We start from the raw sequence: 19,648 nt of genomic DNA on the forward strand, positions 1-19,648 counted from the left end.
AAATTGGAGATTGCCAGATGGGCAAGCGCAACCAAATATTACAATCGCACCCTGTTACTCGTTTGCGACTTGCCTGGAACTTTGCTCAGCTAGGATTACTGACTTTTTCTCTAGTTCCAATTTTGGGAGCTTTAGGGATATTTTTAGCCTTAGTCACTACTTGGCGACACAAGTACCGCCAAATCATCCGCGAACCATCAAATTGGGGGTTAGCTGTTTTAGCAAGTTGGCTGATTGTGACAACGATTTTTGCGGACGATCGCTTAGCTGCAACGTTGGGTTTATTCAACTTCTTACCTTTTTTTCTGTTATTTGCTGCCTTCAGTACGCTGATTCAAACACCAACTCAGTTGCGGCAATTGTCCCAAATCTTGGTAATCTCTTCTATCCCTGTTATTGTTCTGGGGTTCGGGCAATTATTACTCAGTTGGACAACACCCGCAGCGTTTTCAGGCTTTCTCGGTTGGACACTCGTCGCGCAAGGTAACCCTCCTGGGCGCATGGCGGCTGTTTTCATGTACGCCAATATACTTGCTGGCTACTTGGTTATTACATTTATTCTGGCATCGGGGCTATTTCTCGCGCGCATTCAAGGTACAGCCGTGCCAAGAGATTACTGGTTATCAGCAAGCACAAGTGAAACTTTCTTACTCATGGCAGTTATTGGAAATTTCGCGGCGCTGATATTGACAAATTCACGTAATGCTTGGGCGATCGCCTGCTTGGCAATTCTTGCTTTTGCACTTTATCAAGGGTGGAAATGGTTAGTCGCGGGCGTGAGCGCGATCGCAAGTGCAATCTTATTAGCTGCGTTTGCCCCTGTACCGTTGAGTAATCTATTGCGAACGATTATTCCTCAATTTTTCTGGGCAAGATTAACCGATCAATTCTATCCCAATCGAGCAATTCCTTTTTTACGTACGACTCAATGGCAGTTTGCCCTGTCTTTGACGCACCAACGTCCCCTCGTTGGCTGGGGATTGCGTAATTTTACACCTCTGTATCAAGCTCAAATGCATGTTTGGCTAGGACATCCACATAATTTTTTTCTCATGTTCGCCGCAGAAACAGGAGTTTTAGGTATTATTTTCTTAAGTCTTTGGGTTGGTTGGATTTTGTTTCGTGCTATTCGAGTTTTGCATACTTGGCACTTGAGCAACTTAGACCCTAGCACGCCAACTACTCAACATAAAATAATTTTCTTTAGTTATCTTGTCGCTTTTTTTGCTTGTGTGTTGTTCAATACTGTAGATGTCACAATTTTTGACTTACGCCTTAATACCTTAGTTTGGATACTACTCGCTGCAATTTATGGTGTTGCCAAACATACGCGTAGTTCTCAGCTTGTGCATTAATTTGGTACTGAAAATCTAGCCGCGAGTGTTAAGTTTAGTTTCAATAGCTAGACGTATACTAGATTATATGAAAGCTAGAGAAATCCTTCGTATTTGATTTCTGCTACGCCGCTCGCGGTCTTGGCAGAGATATAGCTTTAAAATAGACAAGAAGTATTGTGAGCTATGCTGAATTAAACTGCTGTGAGTCAAGACCAGGCAATACCTCAACAAAAGCGCGATCGCACAGCGTTTTGCTATCAAAACAGTCATTACGCACTGCTAGGACTTCACCCTTCAGCCTCTGCGATCGAAATTCGCCGCGCCTATCGAGAACTGAGTAAACGCTACCATCCTGACACCACAGACTTACCCAAAGCGACTGCTACGGCAAAGTTTCAGCAACTTAATGAAGCCTATGCAACGCTCAGTAATCCAGAGCGGCGCCTGCAATACGATTTAAAAATTGGCTATTCGCGAGTTGCCGTTATCCAAGCGCCGGTTGACCTCAACCGTCCTGTTGCACAAACTCCGACTTGGCGATCGCGCTCAGCTTACCTCGATCCGACGGATCGCCCTTTATCATCGGGAGAGATTTTTGCTTTATTTTTGTTACTGTTAACTTTTGTGGGCTGCGTCATCTTAGCAATTACAGTTGCAATCACGCGGGGAGATAGCTTGCCACCCACAGCTAACCTACAACCTCCCATCGCGGCGCAACACATTAGATCCAACCTATCAAATCAAACTCCTTATGCCTCTTCCTCCCGCTGATACTCCTTTATACAACCACGCCTTACCCAACATTGAAGAATGGCTAAGAAGCCAAGGTTGTCAGCAAGATAGCGAGCAACTGCACTGCTGGTACATACAACGCCCTGATTGGGAAGCTGAGCTAGTTCTTGATGTCGATCAATTAACTGTACGCTATACCAAGGTAGGCACGACATCACAAGATATCCTCCGCTCGTTCAAATACTCTTTGAGCCGTGAAGATGTCGAGCAAGCTGTTTTTTCAGGACCTTGATTGAAGAGGTCAGGGGAGTTACTCGTTAGTTAAGTGTTGAGTAAAAAAATCTATATAACTCAAAGCTCAACACTAGCCACTAACTACTACTCACTCCTTAGACTTTGCCAAATCGGCGTTCGCGCTGCTGATAAGAGCATAATGCTCGGTGAAACTCTGCACGGTCGAAATCAGGCCATAGCGTTTCGGTGATATAAATTTCCGCATAAGCCATTTGCCATAGGAGAAAGTTGCTAATGCGCATTTCGCCACTTGTGCGAATTAATAAATCAGGATCGCCAATGCCAGCAGTGTATAAATGACGTTCAAATAAAGCTTCATCAATGTCATCAGGTTGTAACAAGCCTTGCTTTACTTGATGCGCGATCGCGCGACATGCGTCTAGAATTTCTTGTCGTCCACCGTAGTTAGTTGCCACTGTAAATTGAATTCCGCGATTGTGTTGCGTTGCGGCAACCGCCCGCGCAATTTCGGTTTGTAACGATTGTGGTAGTGCACTCAAGTTGCCGACAAACTGAATGCGGACGTCTTCTTCAATCATTTCGCGCAATTCTTTACGCAACACCCGCTCAAACAATGTCATCAAAAAGTCAACTTCCTCTAGCGGTCTTCCCCAATTTTCTGTAGAAAAAGCATAGGCAGTCAGAGCAGCTACTCCCCAGTCGCGACAACAGCGTAGCAAATCTTTTAAGACATCAACACCTCGCTTGTGGCCCACGATCCGAGGTAATCCTCGATGCTTAGCCCAACGACCATTTCCATCCATAATGACTGCCACGTGCTTGGGCAGGCGTTCTCGTTTTAAATCTGGGGGCAAATCTTGTAACACAATTGGCTTTACAGTCATTTTTTGTTTCGATGAGAAGCTGATGATAAACCGAGTAAACGCGATACAAATGCCACGCCTTGATTGCTAACTTGGCGAACCCAACTTAGCACACTAGGGGCAACAGCTTCACGCTCCACAGGCGGGGAAAACTTAGCTTCTAATAATTCCTTCAGTTTACTGCTGGTGAGCGGTCTATTTAGTATTCCTTTTTCAGCAAAAGAAATAGAACCTGTTTCTTCGGAAACAACAACGCAAATACAATTATCTGGAACGCGTTCTGTAATTCCCATTGCTGCTCGATGACGAGTCCCTAGCTGCCGCGAAGCCGTGCGTGCAGTCAGTGGTAAAATAACCGCCGCAGCAACCAGCCGCGAACCGCGAATCAACGCAGCACCATCATGAAGTGGCGTTTTCGGGTGAAAGATTGTTTGGATCAGTTCCTTAGACACTTCAGCATTTAGCTGTACCCCTGCTGAATTAAAATCTGCTTCATCAATTGGACCATTCGTTTCTAAAACAATCAACGCGCCAATCCGGTTTTGTGAAAGTTCTTTAACTGCCTCGACAATTTCATCTATCACGTTATCTGGCTTAGCGATCGCGCGGCGCGACGGTTGCCATAAATGCCCTAAATCGCCGCGCCCTAGTTGTTCCAAAAACCGCCGAAAGTCTGATTGGTATGCAACAGCGATCGCCACTGCACAACCAACAACCAACTTTTCCAGCACAAAATTTAATAGCCGTAACTCTAATCTGCCACTGACTACCGAGGCTAGCATCAGGAGAATAAACCCCCGCACCATCCACAACGTCCGACGCTCGCCAATAATCACGAGCACCATGTAAGTTAACCCCAGTACTAACCCTAAATCAAGAATGTGAAGCAACACCGACTGCGTCCAGCCAAGGTAGATCAGCCATTGCTTCCACAAATCTCTCATGATCGGGGTTCAGGGGTTTAGAGGTTATGTCACGTCCGGTTCAAAACTTCTTGTTAAGGCAGCAAAGGATGAGAGGAGAAAAGTTTTTGGATTTTCTGCATAGATTCGGGAATAAGAACTAATTAGCGGGATTTTGATGTTGGAGATTAAGCAGGAAAAAATGCGAGGGATATAGAACAAGCTATTCTATCTTCCTCGATTTCAGCGCAAAAATTCCCTGAGTTATGCCTCACTCGATAATCTTGCAGGAAGACAGTCTTGCCGGATCAAGTCTTGATAAGTTTCGCGCCGCACAATTAAATTAGCTTCTCCATCTTTGACGATGACTGCTGCTGGTCGCGCCAAGCGGTTATAGTTTGATGCCATGCTGTAGTTATATGCCCCTGTTGCGAGAACCACCAAAATATCTCCTGGTTCAGATGGCGGTAAAGTTGCTTCTTTAATTAGAATATCGCCAGATTCACAGTGTTTACCGGCGATTGTAACTGTTTGTGTCGCGGGTACAGACATCTTATTGGCGAGGACGGCGCGATAAACTGATTGATAAGTAATCGGACGCGGATTATCTGACATTCCACCATCTACAGCAACGTAGGTACGAATTCCTGGAATCGTTTTTGATGCCCCTACGGTGTATGCAGTAACACACGCTGCACCGACGAGCGATCGCCCTGGTTCGCAGAGTAACTTTGGTAGTTCTAGCTGTTGCACAGTACAAGCGTCTTTAATCGCTGCGCACACAACCTTCACCCATGCATCAATACTCGGCGGATCGTCAGCTTCGGTATAGCGAATTCCTAATCCACCACCGACGTTCAATTCTTCAATTTGTAAGCCATAACCGCTCGCTTTATCTAACCATTGCACCATCACCCCTGCTAAATCTCGATGAGGTTGCTGCTCAAAAATTTGCGAACCAATATGCGCGTGTAAGCCTACGCAATTCAACGCCGAATGCTGACTAACAAACGCAAAAACTTCATCTAATTGATTGGGATCAAAGCCAAACTTACTATCTAAATGCCCCGTGCGAATATATTCATGCGTGTGACATTCGATTCCTGGTGTCAACCGCAACACGATCCGAATTGGATAATAGGTAGTGGGTAATGGGTCACTGATGTCTTCACGATCGCCTACTACCGATGACCAATTACCTAGCGTTTGCAACTCGTACCAATTATCAACAACAATTGTACAGCCTGAATCAATGGCTAATTTGAGTTCTTCTAAGGATTTATTGTTGCCATGAAGGTAAAGTTTATCGGGACTGACGCCTGCTTGTAACGCAGTGTAGAGTTCGCCGCCGGAGACGACATCAATGCCCAAACCTTCTTGATGTGCGATCGCGCATACGGCAAGACAACTCCACGCTTTTGAAGCATAAAGTACCTGCGACTCTCCTGGATAATACTTTTGAAAAGCTTCGCGGTACTGGCGACAAGCGGTACGCAACGTGTCCTCATCCAAAATATAAAGCGGCGAACCAAATTGCTGGACGAGCGTTGTGACATCACATCCGCCAATTTCGAGGCGATCGCGGTTGTTGATGCGCGCGCTCAGTGGTAAAAGTTGTTGGTTAGGGGACGCCGCGCCAGTCGAATTCGCAAGATACTGACGACCAGATTGCACCCCAGCAGGATGAGTCGATACCATAGTTGTGGATGTTTTCCTTTTAACAGGCGTAAGTAGGGTTCGTTTCCCAGTGTACAAACTGCTGTGACTTTATTAGCACTTAAATTTCTCGCCCCTGAGCATCTCAAAGCCTTGCTAGAGCTAGACCAAGCGTGCTTTGGCGGTCTTTGGACATTGGAAGCCTACCAACGCGAGTTAGACAGTCCTAACAGCGATTTGATCGGTTTAATTAATCCGTTTGATCCCCAGTCATTACTGGGGATGGGTTGTGTTTGGGCAATTCTTGAAGAAGCTCATATTACCATTTTGGCGGTGCATCCGCAATACCAACGCCAAGGATTCGGTCAAGCGCTACTTTACGGACTATTATCTGTAGCTGAAGAACGCGGCTTAGAACGCGCTACTTTAGAAGTTAGAGTTTCTAACAGTGTGGCGATCGCGCTATATCAAAAATTCGGTTTCAAAACTGCTGGACGCCGGAAACGTTACTACAAAGATACAGGAGAAGATGCTCTAATTCTTTGGCATGGTGGTTTAGCGCAACCCGAATTTCCTCAGATTTTAGCGCGTTGGGAAGCGCAAACGCGAACTCGCCTCGCCCGCTGCGGCTGGGAGCTACAAATTGCTTTATGCGGACATTCCGCGGATTCACCCTTGACAAAAAAATAAATTTTTGCTAAAAAACTACTCTTGGAGCTTAACGCTAATAAAGGCAACTATTCAGAAACAAACTTCTTTGAGTTAGGCTTGTTGTCGAGGTTTTTTACTGTTAGATAAAATTTTGAGCTAGGTGCTTTCAGGGAACCTGACACAAAAGTTGTAAAAAGTGCAAATCTTCCCAAAAAAAGAGGGAAAACCGTGCTGTAGTTTGTATCATAATTTGACAGCCGGACATGAAGCCTATGCTAAAATCAGCGTACCGGCACGACTCAGGTATGGAAGAACGCCATGTTTGAACGCTTCACAGAAAAAGCTATTAAAGTGATCATGCTGGCCCAGGAAGAAGCTCGCCGCCTGGGTCACAACTTCGTAGGTACAGAGCAGATCCTCCTGGGTCTGATAGGGGAAGGAACAGGGGTAGCGGCTAAGGTGCTGAAATCTATGGGCGTCAACCTGAAAGACGCTCGGATTGAAGTCGAAAAAATTATTGGTCGAGGCTCTGGCTTTGTGGCAGTGGAAATTCCGTTTACCCCACGGGCAAAGCGAGTTCTGGAACTTTCTCTAGAAGAAGCACGCCAGCTAGGACATAACTATATTGGTACCGAGCACTTGCTACTCGGCTTAATCCGCGAGGGAGAAGGCGTTGCAGCAAGAGTACTAGAAAACTTAGGAGTTGATTTATCAAAAGTACGCACGCAAGTGATTCGGATGTTAGGAGAAACCGCTGAGGTATCAGCAGGAACTTCGCAATCCGGTCGCACCAAAACTCCAACACTCGATGAGTTTGGCTCGAACCTAACTCAGATGGCAGCCGAGGGTAAACTCGATCCTGTTGTTGGTCGTGCAAAAGAAATCGAGCGAGTTATTCAAATTTTAGGTCGTCGGACTAAGAATAATCCGGTATTAATTGGGGAACCTGGTGTAGGTAAAACCGCGATCGCTGAAGGTTTAGCGTCACGGATTGCCAACAAAGACATTCCCGACATCCTCGAAGAAAAGCGCGTCGTCACTCTCGATATCGGCTTGCTCGTCGCAGGTACGAAGTATCGCGGCGAATTTGAAGAGCGCCTAAAGAAAATCATGGATGAAATCCGTTCGGCAGGGAACGTGATTCTAGTGATTGACGAGGTGCATACGCTGATTGGTGCGGGTGCAGCTGAAGGTGCGATCGACGCAGCAAATATCCTCAAACCTGCCTTGGCACGAGGTGAGTTGCAGTGTATCGGTGCAACAACACTAGATGAATACCGCAAACACATCGAGCGCGACGCAGCACTAGAACGCAGATTCCAACCAGTAATGGTGGGCGAACCTTCAGTAGACGAAACAATCGAAATTTTGTACGGTCTACGCGAACGTTACGAGCAACACCACAAACTCAAAATCTCGGATGAAGCACTCGTTGCTGCGGCGAAACTTTCTGACCGTTATATCAGCGATCGCTATTTACCAGATAAAGCCATCGACTTGATTGACGAAGCAGGTTCTAGGGTTCGTTTGATTAACTCGCAACTTCCTCCCGCAGCCAAAGAGCTTGACAAAGAACTGCGTCAAGTCCTCAAAGAAAAAGACGATGCAGTAAGATCGCAAGACTTCGACCGCGCGGGCGAACTCCGCGATCGCGAGATGGAAATCAAAGCCGAAATTCGGGCGATCGCGCAAAGCAAAACCAATAGCAACCGCGAAGGAGACAGTGACTCTCCAGTGGTGACAGAAGAAGATATCGCGCAAATCGTTGCTTCTTGGACAGGCGTACCTGTCAACAAACTCACCGAAACCGAATCTGAGAAGCTGTTGCACATGGAAGATACCTTGCATCAGCGACTCATCGGTCAAGAAGATGCCGTCAAGGCAGTTTCCAAAGCAATTCGACGCGCCAGAGTTGGTTTGAAAAACCCCAACCGTCCAATCGCAAGCTTTATCTTCTCTGGACCTACAGGTGTTGGTAAAACTGAGTTAACAAAGGCGTTAGCAGCTTACTTCTTTGGTTCCGAAGAAGCGATGATCCGTTTGGATATGTCGGAATACATGGAACGCCACACCGTCAGTAAACTTATCGGTTCGCCTCCGGGATACGTTGGTTACAACGAAGGCGGTCAATTAACCGAAGCGGTACGCCGCAGACCATACACCGTAGTCCTATTCGACGAAATCGAAAAAGCACATCCCGATGTCTTCAACATGCTGCTGCAAATCCTTGAAGACGGTCGCTTAACCGATGCGAAAGGTCGCACTGTAGACTTTAAGAATACGCTACTGATCTTGACCTCGAACATTGGTTCTAAAGTGATTGAAAAAGGTGGTGGTGGTTTAGGCTTTGAATTTGCCGAGAACCAAGCCGAAGCGCAATACAATCGCATTCGTTCCTTGGTTAATGAAGAACTCAAACAGTACTTCCGTCCAGAGTTCTTGAACCGCTTGGATGAAATTATTGTCTTCCGTCAATTAACCAAAGACGAAGTCAAGCAAATCTCAGATATCCTCCTCAAGGAAGTGTTTGCACGCTTAACTGAGAAGGGAATTACGCTAGAAGTCACAGAACGCTTCAAGGATCGCTTAGTAGAAGAAGGATACAATCCAAGCTACGGTGCAAGACCATTACGTCGAGCAATTATGCGCTTACTTGAAGATAGTCTTGCCGAAGAGATCTTGTCTGGACGCATCAAGGACGGTGACACGGCGGTTGTTGATGTTGACGAGACAGGGAACGTCAAAGTGCTGGCTGAACAGCGGCGGGAATTATTACCTCAAGCTGTAGAACAGTCGTAAATCGTCGGTTTTATAAAGATTCAACGGTAGAGATGAGTACACTCTCTACCGTTTTTTAGTATTAATGTTGCTTCAGGAGCACTGACCAGAGTAAAATCCCGATCCCTGCTATACTTGTGAAATCAATACATCAGACAGAGGTTAAAGCCTACTGTAATCTGTTCGCTAGACAACTCCTACTAGCCAGTTAACCAAGCTGAAATAAATTAATAGCCCTAAAAAGTCTTTGATCGTTGTCAAGAAAGGATCGGCACCAGTAGCATGGTCAAATCCAAATCGCAACAATATCCAAGGTAGTATTGCTCCTAATACAGCTCCCAGCAGGACAACTGCAAATAGTGCTAGTCCCACAGCTATTCCTAACTGCGGTACATCATTGGGCAAACCTTGCCAGAAATAGGCAATTGCCCCCGCGGCAATGCCTAATACTAGACCAATTAAAGCACCAATGGTTGCTTCTCGTGCTAGATAAGGTAAAAAGCGTTGAGCATTAATTTGTCGCCAGGCTAGACCCCGTGCAAAAATTGTGGTGGATTGAGTTCCCACATTACCGCCCATATCCATCACTAGCGGAATAAAAATAGCGGCTGCTACCACCGCTTCCAAAGTTTCCTCAAATTGATCGATCACCCCACCTACCAGAAAACCCCCAATGAGGGTGATGATTAAAAACAACAGCCGCAGTCGAATCGCATACCAAATCGGTCCACTTACTAGTCGCTGACTCCAAACGCGATCGCGTCCTTGGAGATTACTACCGACTCCTGCCTTAGAGTAAGCTGCCTCGGTTGCTTCTTCATCGATCAGATCGATAATGTCATCAAAGGTGATCGCTCCTACTAGCCGTCCTTCGCGATCGACAACTGGAATGGCAGGTAAGTCGGAGTCTTTCATGACTTGAGCAGCATGAACTTCGCGATCGATAACTCGAACAGCAGTGTTTCCTTCGATCAGTGCTTCAACCGAAGTATCTGGATGAGCCTTGACTAGCGTTGCTAACCAAACATAGCCTTGATAAAATCGTTCAGGATTAATGACAAAAACTACTTGCAGCTCATCCGCTCGCAGTTTTGAGTTGCGGACAGCATTCACTGCATCTCCCGCTGACGTGTAGCTGCGGACAGCTAAATAACGAGGACTCATTAACCGCCCAGCACTGCGTTCTGGATAGCCTAACAGCGCGTTTACACTTTCACGGGAATCTGGGCTAAGGTCTGCAATCAATCGCTTGGTTACCTTGGCAGGCAGTTCTTCTAACAATTGCACTCGGTCATCTGGATCGAGAGACTCGATCATGTCTCTACTTTCAGGAGCCTCCATTGCCTGAATTAGGTCTGCCTGTTCGTCAGGATTAAGATTCTCAAAGACTTCAATCGCCTTATTTTTATCCAGTAACCGAAAGGCAAGTACTCGCTTTCTATAATCAATCTCATTGAGTGAACGCGCTAAGTCAACACTACTCATTTGATTGATAGTCTGCTTAGTTGACTCAACTGAGGATTGCTCTAATAGTTGGTCTAGAATGTTACTCCGCATCGCCGCACTTCTTTTTTGTTTTGCAAAAAGTTTCTTCAATTTTTTTTGATGTTATCAGCCAATACTGTAATAAGCAAACAACATATTTGGTATTTTGCTTATTAAGATAGCTCTATGTAATGTTAGATTTTGGCTTTAGAAAATTTAGAAATTCCTTGACAGTAAAATTAAGTTTAGGTTAAGAATCTCAAGACTCTTAATTAAGAGAGACGCACGTAGTTAAAGCTAACTGCCAAAACATTAACGATGCACTGCGAATCATTAGAAAACAAGCAACATATAACTTGACAACTTCAAGTAATCGATTTATCAATCCGTACAAAAAATAGATAATTATACTCAAATTTTATATCTCATACGAAAGGTAGAGTTGTGCTATTTCTTTGTGTTGCTCTTTTGCTAATTTTAGACTCCTTGAAAATCACGCGAAAAGCTGTCCTCGATTTTCTTGAACCAATTATTAAGTAGAGCGTATCAAGGGATTTTGTTTAAATAAAGTGCATTAACACTGATTATGGTTAAAGCTAATGAGTTGTTCGTTTTAGTAGCATTCAATCAGGGAAACTATCAGAACGATCGACAATTAACCATCAACACAAATAAAAAGTGCAAATAGAAAGCGATTGCTGGCTTAAGCTTATGGTAAAGAGTATCTTGCAGCGGGATAATATCAACGTTCTGGGTCGCGGTTGTTAGACGTTGATTTTTGCGCGCCGTTTTGGTACAGATCAAACTGCGTTGTTAGCACTCATTTTATTAACTGTTTGCGGAAGTTTACCCTTGCAAATAGAGCAAACGCTGCTCGTTAGTGCGATTATCTTCCTCGTTGGTATATCCTCTAGCGTTTCCAGCTTCCCTAACTACGACTACCCCTGCACTATTTAGTGATGTTAGTAATGCACTAGCGCAAAACCGGTGTCTTTACATACTTTGCAATCTTTAGTTTATCACGCAGATATTGCAAATAATGGGTTAGAAATTTTAGACAGTCTACGTCGTCAGAATAATGATGTCGTGCTTGATCGTGGATGTGCAAATGCCGAAAATGGGCGGTTTGACGACAACGCGTCAGATTTTTCAAGAGTTTGGAGCACAAACTACGTCCGAGAATTATTGCAATGACTGCGAATGCGATGCAAGAAGAAAAGGAAGAATGCCTTGCCGCTGGTATGAATGATTACATTAGTAAGCCGCTCCAAGTTGAAGAACTCATGCAAGCGCTACTGAAAGTGTCAAAGTCGCATACTTCTTTTTTGCTGAATTATCTGAGGCAACCTTCTAGAGTAAATGGCAAGTGCAAGCAAAAGTGACATACCACTGCACTGCGTCAAGCTGCGCATACACTTAAATCAAGTAGCGCTATGCTGGGAGCAATGACTCTCGCACAACAAAGTCAAGAACTAGAAACAATAAGTAAAAACAGAAATCTGAGTGAGATATTATCCAAAGTAAAGCAAATTATTGCTGAGTTTACTAGAGTCCAAGCTGCGCTGCAAGCTGAACTTCAAAGAGATCGGGAAAACATAGACATACAAACGTGCGATTAAGATTAAAACATAAAGCATCGCAATCCAAAGTTTACGCCCTGACCTCCGACCCCCGATTCCTTCTTTCTAGATATGAATACTACCGATCTCGAACAAGATCCGCCGCTCGTCCTCATTGTGGATGACGAGAAATTTACGCGGTTGCAACTTCGACTGGCAATGGAACAAGTCGGCTACCGAGTGGTGGAAACGAGTAATGGTGAAGAGGCGTTAGCCGCGTACGCGCAAGTACAGCCCGACATTATCCTACTTGATGCCTTGATGCCCAAGATGGACGGATTTACGTGTAGTAGAGCATTACAAATGCTTCCTGGAGGCGATCGCACGCCAATTTTAATGATTACTGCTTTAGAAGATCGAGAGTCGGTCGATCGCGCTTTTGCAGCAGGAGCTACTGACTATATCACAAAACCAATTCACTGGGCTGTACTGCGGCAGCGAGTGTATCGTTTATTACAAGCAAGTCGAGCAACCGAAAAATTACGACAACAGACAGAACGCGCGCGCGCAAGCGAAGAAAGACTGCGGATAGCTTTAGATGCTGCGCATATGGGAACTTGGGATTGGGATTTACTCAATAACAAGATTTCGTATTCGGCTACCGCAGCAGCTAATCTTGGAGTTGCGGAGAACGCGACGGTTGACACCTACGAAAGTTTTTTAAAAAGCGTTCATCCTGAAGATCGCCAAGTTGTAGAACAAGTCATCAATAGTGCGATCGCACAGCAAACCGACTACGACGTTGAATTTCGCGTAGTTTGGGCAGATGGTAGCGTTCATTGGATTGCGGCGCGAGGTCAAGTTTACTACAACGAGACAGGGACAGCGATTCAGATGACGGGAATTAATATGGATATTACCGATCGCAAACACGCTGAAACTGAATTACAACGGCAAATATTGCGATCGCAGCTATTTGCAGATATCGCGCTCAAAGTTCGGCGATCCTTGCACATCGAGGAAATTTTACAAACGACGGTAACTGAAGTGCAAAGACTATTGCAGTGCGATCGCGTTGTCTTGTTTCAACTGTCGTCGGACGGTTCGGGTAAAGTTGTTAAAGAAGAAGTTGTTCCAGGATGTACAGCAATTATTGGGCGCAACCTCCACGATCCTTGCTTTGAAAAACAATACCTAGATAAATATATTCACGGGCATATTAGTTGTGTTGCAGACATTTATAACTCCGACATTCAAGAGTGCTACATCGACTTTTTGAAACAATTTCAAGTTGTCGCTAATTTAGTTGTGCCAATTTTTATCAAAGAAAAACTGTGGGGTTTACTCATTGCGCATCAGTGCGATCGCCCGCGACAGTGGAGTCAATTTGAAGTTGATCTGTTGCGACAACTCAGCGATCAAATTGGCATTGCTTTAGCCCAAGCGCAACTCCTCGCAGACGAAACGCGCCAACGTCAAGAACTAACGCGCGCGAATGCAGAGCTACAACAGTTTGCGTCAGTTGCGTCGCACGATCTTCAAGAACCATTACGTAAGATTCAAGCTTTCGGTAATCGATTGAAAGTCATGTACGGTGACGTACTCAACGACCAAGGGCGCGATTATCTCGAACGAATGCAAAACGCTGCGCAGCGGATGCAAGCTTTAATCGATGACTTACTCACGCTTTCGCGGATCGCAACCCGCGCCCAACCGTTCGTCCCTGTGAATCTCACGCAGATCGCACGAGAAGTATTATCTGATTTAGAAATCCTCATCCAGCAAACCAACGGGCGCGTCATGCTGTGCGAATTACCCACAATTGATGCTGACGCGTTGCAAATGCGGCAGTTGTTACAAAATTTAATTGGTAATGCGTTAAAGTTCCATCAACCAGAGCAGCCACCAATTGTGAAGATTTATAGCCAAACGCTTGCAGATTGGCAAAGCAGCGAAGATGAAGAATCGCTAGATGCTAAGTGTGAAATTATTATAGAAGATAACGGTATAGGTTTTGACGAAAAATATCTCGACCGGATCTTTAACGTTTTTCAACGACTACATAGTCGCAGCGAGTACGAAGGAACGGGCATGGGTTTAGCAATCTGCCGGAAAATCGCCGAACGTCATGGCGGTAGCATTACAGCAACCAGTAAGCCGATGCAAGGAGCAAAATTTATTGTCACACTGCCCATCAAACATAATCGAGGAGATTGAATATCAGTGAGGAGGCGTCGCACACCCGTCACAATCTTAATGGCTGATGATGATGAGGACGACTGTATGCTAGCACGCGAGGCGTTTTCAGAAAGTCGATTGGCAAACGACCTGCACTTTGTGCGAGATGGCGAAGAGCTAATGGATTATTTGCATCAACGCGGCAGATACGCTGCGGCAAATAGCGCACCTCGTCCTGGGTTAATTTTACTTGATTTGAATATGCCGCGAAAAGACGGTCGCGAGGCACTCAAAGAAATTAAGGCTGACCCAAATTTAAGACAGATTCCTGTTGTTGTCCTGACAACATCAAAAGCCGAAGAAGATATTTATCGCAGCTACGATCTAGGTGCGAACTCATTTATTACGAAACCAGTAACTTTTGCCTCGTTAGTCGAGGTAATGCGAACCATAGGTAAATACTGGTTTGAAATTGTGGAATTACCGATAGAAGGCGCGGGAGATAGGCATGGATAATCGACCAATCCGAGTACTCCTCGTGGATGATGACGAAGATGATTATGTCCTCACGCGTGATTGGTTTTCAGACCAAGGCAGCAGCTTTGAGCTAGAGTGGGTGGCAAGTTATGATGCGGCATTAGCAGCGATCGCGCAAAATCGGCACGATGTTTATCTTCTCGATTATCGGTTAGGCGATCGCAATGGCTTGGAACTGTTGCGCGCAGCGATGCAAGCTGGCTGTACTGCACCGATGATTCTCCTGACTGGGCAAGGCGATCGCGAAATCGACGTCGAAGCTATGAAAGCTGGTGCAGCCGATTATCTTGAAAAAAGTCAAATTACCGCCTATGCTTTAGAACGTTCGATCCGCTACGCACTCGAACGCAAACGCACCGAACAAAAAATCCACGAACAAGCAGCATTACTCGATGTTGCTACTGATGCAATTAGCGTCCAAGCGTTAGATAGCACAATTTTATTTTGGAACAAAGGCGCAGAAAGATTATACGGCTGGACAGCTGCAGAAGCGTTGGGGAAAAAAGCCAGCGAACTATTGTATTTAGATGTTCCAGCGCAACTAGCGATCGCGCAGAAAATTGTTCTTGCGCAAGGCGAATGGCGCGGACAGTTATCGCAAGTGACTAAAACTGGTGCAGAAGTCATCGTCGAAAGTCGTTGGACACTGGTGCGTAATGAACAAGGACAACCGAAATCAATTCTGGTCGTCAATACCGATATCACTGAAAAAAAACAATTAGAAGCTCAATTCTTGCGCGCGCAACGTATGGAAAGCCTCGGTACGCTGGCAAGTGGCATCGCGCATGACCTTAACAATATCCTCGCACCCATCTTAATGACGGCTCAACTGTTGGAAACGCAACTCCACGACGAACGCAGTCAACGACTCTTACCTATACTCGTAAACAATGCCAAACGCGGTGCAGCATTAGTCAAACAAGTGCTATCTTTTGCCAAAGGGCTGGAAGGAAAACGCAGCATTTTACAACTGCGGCACATTATATCAGAAATTAAGCAAATTACAAAAGAAACTTTTCCCAAGTCGATTGAAATTTGCATCGATGTGCCCCAATCGCTGTGGACGGTTTCGGGCGATGCAACGCAGTTACATCAGGTATTAATGAATCTATGCGTGAATGCGCGAGATGCCATGCAAGAAGGTGGTACGTTGACAATTTCAGCAGAAAATTTAGAAGTCGATCAAAGTTACGTGCGCAAACATCTTGATGCTAAGGTGGGGTCTTACGTTGTCATTACTGTTGCAGATACAGGATGTGGCATTCCACCTGAAATCATGGATCGCATTTTTGAGCCATTTTTCACCACAAAAGGAATTGGTAAAGGAACAGGATTAGGACTTTCGACAGTTCTGGGGATTGTGAAAAGTCATGGCGGGTTTATTAATGTAGAAAGTGAAATTGGCAAAGGAACGCGATTTCAGATTTATTTACCAGCAGTAGAAGCAGTAGAAGCACTTGAGGTAGAGGATTTGGATCTGCCGCAAGGGCATGGAGAATTAATCTTAATCGTTGATGATGAAGCACCAATTCGCGAAACAACAAAAACTTCCCTCGAAACTTATAATTATCGCGCGGTGACTGCGAGTAATGGCATTGAAGCAGTTGCTTTATATGCAGAATATCGCGATGAAGTCAGTGTCGTGATTACTGATATGCTGATGCCTGCGATGGATGGTCCGACAACAATCCGCACGCTACAAAAAATGAATCCGATGGTGAAAGTAATTGCAGTGAGCGGATTAGCGTCTAAAGATAAAATAAATACGGTGGCGGCGGCGGGAGTCAAAAGTTTCTTGTCTAAGCCATTTACAACACAAGAATTACTACAAACAATCGATGGAATTTTGCACCCAAATAAGCGGGTGAGTAGCACAACGCAATTATCCACGCCTCTTTAAGCTTTGCTAGTGCCCATCAGATACAATAGCGCCATCCGCACCGCAACGCCACTTGTTACCTGGGTCTGAATCAAGCTAAATTGCGGATCGTCCATCAGATCGGAACTGATTTCGACGCCACGATTCACAGGACCTGGATGCAGTACTTTAACATTATGGTGACAAATCTGCAAGCGATCGCGGGTAATCCCAAAGCGCTGATGGTACTCGCGCAAACTTGGTAACAAATACTGCGTCATGCGTTCTTTTTGCAACCGCAGTGTCATCACAAAATCAGCATTTTGCAGTGCCGGTTCGACTGTCCAATGTAAAAACAATTTACCAGGAGTATTGGTAGCGAAATCGGCAAACAACTGCGGTAATAATGTCGGTGGTGCAGCTAGGTGAACTTCTGCACCACTTGCTGTTAAGCTCCAAATATTCGATCGCGCGACGCGTGAGTGTAAAATATCACCAACAATCGCAATTTTTTTGTCTTTTAAAAGTTCCAAGCGGGGGCGATCGGGGTCAATTAATGTACATATCGTAAATAAATCAAGTAAGGCTTGCGAAGGATGTTCGTGTTGACCGTCACCCGCATTTAAGACTCCGACTCTGACTCCCAGTCGGTCCATTTCATCCGCGATCGCTTGAGGAACTCCGGCTTCGCGATGGCGAATCACCATCATATCAGTTCCCATTGCTAAATACGTTTTTGCGGTATCTAAAATTGTCTCGCCTTTGGTTAGTGATGACGTAGAAGCTGCAAAATTAAGCGTATCTGCGGATAACCGTTTGGCTGCAAGTTCAAAGCTACTGCGAGTGCGTGTCGATGGTTCAAAAAATAAGTTCGCAACAACTTGTCCTTGCAATGTGGGAACTTTCTTTGTTCGTCGCGAGAGTACCTCACGAAAGCTCGCGGCGGTTTGTAAGACTGTATTGTATTCCTCCGGTGTAAAATCTGCAAGTGAAAGAACGTGATGGCGAGTCCAAGTGGTAGTAGCCATGAGAAGTCAGCGTTCGGGGGTTTGTGTTGGGATTGTATCAAATATTTTGCTGTGGTTAAGCTTTCCAACTTCTTGAGAAGCTAATCAAGCCAAGTGTGGCGCGCGCTTTCAGTAGTGAATTTATCAGGTTTTTTCTTGAAAAAAGTTAAATCAAACTACAGCTTTTAGCGTGTATGGATATGGATATTGAGGCGCTACTTCCCACTAACGTACAGTGTTGTAGATTTTGATGTTGTTTGAAGTAGATGTTGACCGAGGCGACGCGCGAGTGCCAGGATAGTGAAAGTAGGAGAGTACGACGAACCAATGGGAAACACCGCTGAACTTGCTACATAGAGATTGTCAGTACCAAACACTCGACAATTTGTGTCAACGACACCCTCTGCAGGATGACTAGCCATTCGAGTTGTACCCATGTGGTGGGCGGCGTCGGTCATTGTTTCCAAACTCGGCGGCTTGTTCCCGAAATCAAGGGTTCCCAGCCCAACTTCTGCAAAACGCTGCGTCAACAGCTGCAGGGTTTTCGCTAGAGAATACCGATCTTGGTCGGTAAAGCACCAATCAACCTCTAGCTTGCGTTGACCTAGTGCGTCGTATTCTGTGCTTAGCTTAACGCGACTGTCCTTGTAAGGAACCTGCTCAGTTGCAAATAGGACTCGGTAGCTGGCAACTCGTCCATTACCGTCTTGACACGTAGGACGACCCCGCAAGGTTCGCCATACGGAACCTATTATTGGTATCTCGTAAATCGGTCTCAGATTCACGATATGCTCAAGCAGCTTTTGCTCTCGTTGGGTGGCGTCGTCAAGCGCAAAGCATATACCAAAACGCGGTCTTGGGTTGTGTTGTAGTTCGCGCGCATATTGTCGAGTTAAAGGACCTGCCTGTAGCCTGCCAGTAGCGTGTTTCGGATGGTCAGAATAAAAGCGACCGACTAGATCGTATGCATTGCCGATTCCATTCGGAAGTTGACGATTTGAGGCAAGTAGCAGGCGCGCGGCTTCAAAAGCCCCAGTCGCAATAATCACTACTTTGCCCTCGACGATGAGTTCTCGACCTTCCAGCGATCGGCAAACAACGGCGGTTACGCGTTGGCAGGAATCGTCAAGTCTGAGCTCGGTTGCAGTCGCGCCTAAGACAACGTGCAAGTTTTGCGAGCGGCGCATCTCGTCACCAAAGCGATTTGCTGTGCGTGTGGGTGTTTGCTCCCAGTAGAAACTGCTCATTTTCAAGCCACCTGTGGTAAGCTTGGCTCGCAGAGCCATAATTTCAGGACGTACAGCTTCTGCCTCTAAATCACCAAAACCGTAATCTTTTGCTAGCATTCGGTAGTACTCCAACAGCTCGGCGAAGCGTATTGGCCAGCTACTGTTGGCAATCCACGGTCTACCCTCAATATCTAAGGGTTGCAGGTATTTCCATTTGCCTGTCCAGATGTTGCTTGTGCCACCAAACTGACGCACGCGACTGACTCCACGTAGCTCAGGTGGTAAGTATTGATGGTAGTAAGAGTTGGGATTTCGTTCGCGATGGCGTTTGCCTATGAAGACCGTATCATTCAATGCCTGAATCGATGGCTCGAATTGCTCGCGTCCACTTTCTACAAGTATCACCTCTCGACCATGACGCGCCAGGTATGTTGCTAACTCTGCTCCTGCGATTCCAGAGCCAAGTACAACTACCTGCGCCCGTAGTTGCAGTTGCTCGCCCAACTCAAGAATATCGGTAATCATATAACATCTACTTTGTTAAGGTCTTCAATGTTGAAGTATTTACTGCCACCGTCATCGTCGTGATTTATAAATTATCAAAAATTATCTAGTTGCTCA

Annotated in this window: 17 protein-coding genes; 11 read left to right on the top strand and 6 right to left on the bottom strand. The window is 45.6% G+C overall.

The window, feature by feature from the left end; genetic code table 11:
• The first annotated feature begins 17 nt into the window (after positions 1–17).
• From B1A85_RS21440 to B1A85_RS21450, 3 genes are all read left to right on the top strand, one after another.
• A complete protein-coding gene (locus B1A85_RS21440; RefSeq protein ID WP_104548757.1) occupies positions 18–1,355 on the top strand; it encodes an O-antigen ligase in 1,338 nt (445 codons plus the stop codon).
• 183 nt (positions 1,356–1,538) lie between these two features.
• A complete protein-coding gene (locus tag B1A85_RS21445) occupies positions 1,539–2,108 on the top strand; it encodes a J domain-containing protein (RefSeq protein WP_104548758.1) in 570 nt (189 codons plus the stop codon).
• Positions 2,089–2,361 carry a DUF3143 domain-containing protein gene (locus B1A85_RS21450; protein WP_104548759.1) on the top strand — a complete coding sequence of 91 codons (273 nt, stop codon included), beginning with the start codon at positions 2,089–2,091 and terminating at the stop codon, positions 2,359–2,361. The genes B1A85_RS21445 and B1A85_RS21450 overlap by 20 nt, the downstream gene beginning before the upstream one ends.
• A gap of 97 nt (positions 2,362–2,458) precedes the next feature.
• On the opposite strand, the gene B1A85_RS21455 is transcribed toward B1A85_RS21450, so the two are convergent.
• The 3 genes from B1A85_RS21455 to lysA form a co-directional block, all read right to left on the bottom strand.
• Positions 2,459–3,208, bottom strand: a complete 750-nt coding sequence (locus B1A85_RS21455) for an isoprenyl transferase (protein WP_104548760.1) — start codon at positions 3,206–3,208, stop codon at positions 2,459–2,461.
• Entirely contained in the window at positions 3,205–4,131 is a 927-nt protein-coding gene (cdaA, locus tag B1A85_RS21460) for a diadenylate cyclase CdaA (RefSeq protein ID WP_104548761.1), read from the bottom strand. Before cdaA ends, B1A85_RS21455 begins: the two co-directional genes overlap by 4 nt.
• A 222-nt stretch (positions 4,132–4,353) precedes the next feature.
• Positions 4,354–5,787 carry a diaminopimelate decarboxylase gene (lysA, locus tag B1A85_RS21465; protein WP_104548762.1) on the bottom strand — a complete coding sequence of 478 codons (1,434 nt, stop codon included), beginning with the start codon at positions 5,785–5,787 and terminating at the stop codon, positions 4,354–4,356.
• Between the two features lie 63 nt (positions 5,788–5,850).
• Here lysA and rimI point away from each other — a divergent pair, with 63 nt between their 5' ends.
• Positions 5,851–6,435, top strand: a complete 585-nt coding sequence (rimI, locus tag B1A85_RS21470) for a ribosomal protein S18-alanine N-acetyltransferase (RefSeq protein ID WP_104548763.1) — start codon at positions 5,851–5,853, stop codon at positions 6,433–6,435.
• A 279-nt stretch (positions 6,436–6,714) separates the two neighbouring features.
• A complete protein-coding gene (locus tag B1A85_RS21475; protein WP_104548764.1) occupies positions 6,715–9,195 on the top strand; it encodes an ATP-dependent Clp protease ATP-binding subunit in 2,481 nt (826 codons plus the stop codon).
• A 165-nt stretch (positions 9,196–9,360) separates the two neighbouring features.
• Here the strand turns inward: B1A85_RS21475 and mgtE are convergent, their stop codons facing one another.
• Positions 9,361–10,731, bottom strand: a complete 1,371-nt coding sequence (gene mgtE / locus B1A85_RS21480; protein WP_104548765.1) for a magnesium transporter — start codon at positions 10,729–10,731, stop codon at positions 9,361–9,363.
• Between the two features lie 915 nt (positions 10,732–11,646).
• On the opposite strand from mgtE, the gene B1A85_RS24955 reads away from it, so the two are divergent.
• From B1A85_RS24955 to B1A85_RS21505, 6 genes are all read left to right on the top strand, one after another.
• A complete protein-coding gene (locus B1A85_RS24955; RefSeq protein WP_210404651.1) occupies positions 11,647–11,853 on the top strand; it encodes a hypothetical protein in 207 nt (68 codons plus the stop codon).
• 11 nt (positions 11,854–11,864) lie between these two features.
• Positions 11,865–12,041: a hypothetical protein gene (locus B1A85_RS26345; RefSeq protein WP_371681699.1), complete on the top strand. Its 177-nt coding sequence runs from the start codon at positions 11,865–11,867 to the stop codon at positions 12,039–12,041.
• A gap of 12 nt (positions 12,042–12,053) precedes the next feature.
• The gene (locus B1A85_RS26350) at positions 12,054–12,278 is read left to right on the top strand and encodes an Hpt domain-containing protein (protein WP_371681701.1); all 225 of its coding nucleotides are present in this window, start codon (positions 12,054–12,056) and stop codon (positions 12,276–12,278) included.
• A 72-nt stretch (positions 12,279–12,350) separates the two neighbouring features.
• A complete protein-coding gene (locus B1A85_RS21495; protein WP_104548767.1) occupies positions 12,351–14,435 on the top strand; it encodes a response regulator in 2,085 nt (694 codons plus the stop codon).
• 39 nt (positions 14,436–14,474) lie between these two features.
• Complete coding sequence (locus B1A85_RS21500) at positions 14,475–14,912, top strand: response regulator (RefSeq protein ID WP_104548768.1); 438 nt, start codon at positions 14,475–14,477, stop codon at positions 14,910–14,912.
• Positions 14,905–16,833: a PAS domain-containing sensor histidine kinase gene (locus tag B1A85_RS21505; RefSeq protein ID WP_104548769.1), complete on the top strand. Its 1,929-nt coding sequence runs from the start codon at positions 14,905–14,907 to the stop codon at positions 16,831–16,833. Before B1A85_RS21500 ends, B1A85_RS21505 begins: the two co-directional genes overlap by 8 nt.
• Here B1A85_RS21505 and B1A85_RS21510 read toward each other — a convergent pair.
• Together B1A85_RS21510 and B1A85_RS21515 are read right to left on the bottom strand one after the other, a co-directional pair.
• A complete protein-coding gene (locus B1A85_RS21510; RefSeq protein WP_104548770.1) occupies positions 16,830–17,819 on the bottom strand; it encodes an aspartate carbamoyltransferase catalytic subunit in 990 nt (329 codons plus the stop codon). The two genes, B1A85_RS21505 and B1A85_RS21510, sit on opposite strands and share 4 nt — an antisense overlap.
• Positions 17,820–18,013: 194 nt before the next feature.
• Positions 18,014–19,552: a GMC oxidoreductase gene (locus B1A85_RS21515; RefSeq protein WP_104548771.1), complete on the bottom strand. Its 1,539-nt coding sequence runs from the start codon at positions 19,550–19,552 to the stop codon at positions 18,014–18,016.
• Positions 19,553–19,648 lie beyond the last annotated feature (96 nt).

Source organism: Chroococcidiopsis sp. TS-821, from assembly GCF_002939305.1.
Lineage (GTDB): Bacteria > Cyanobacteriota > Cyanobacteriia > Cyanobacteriales > Chroococcidiopsidaceae > Chroogloeocystis.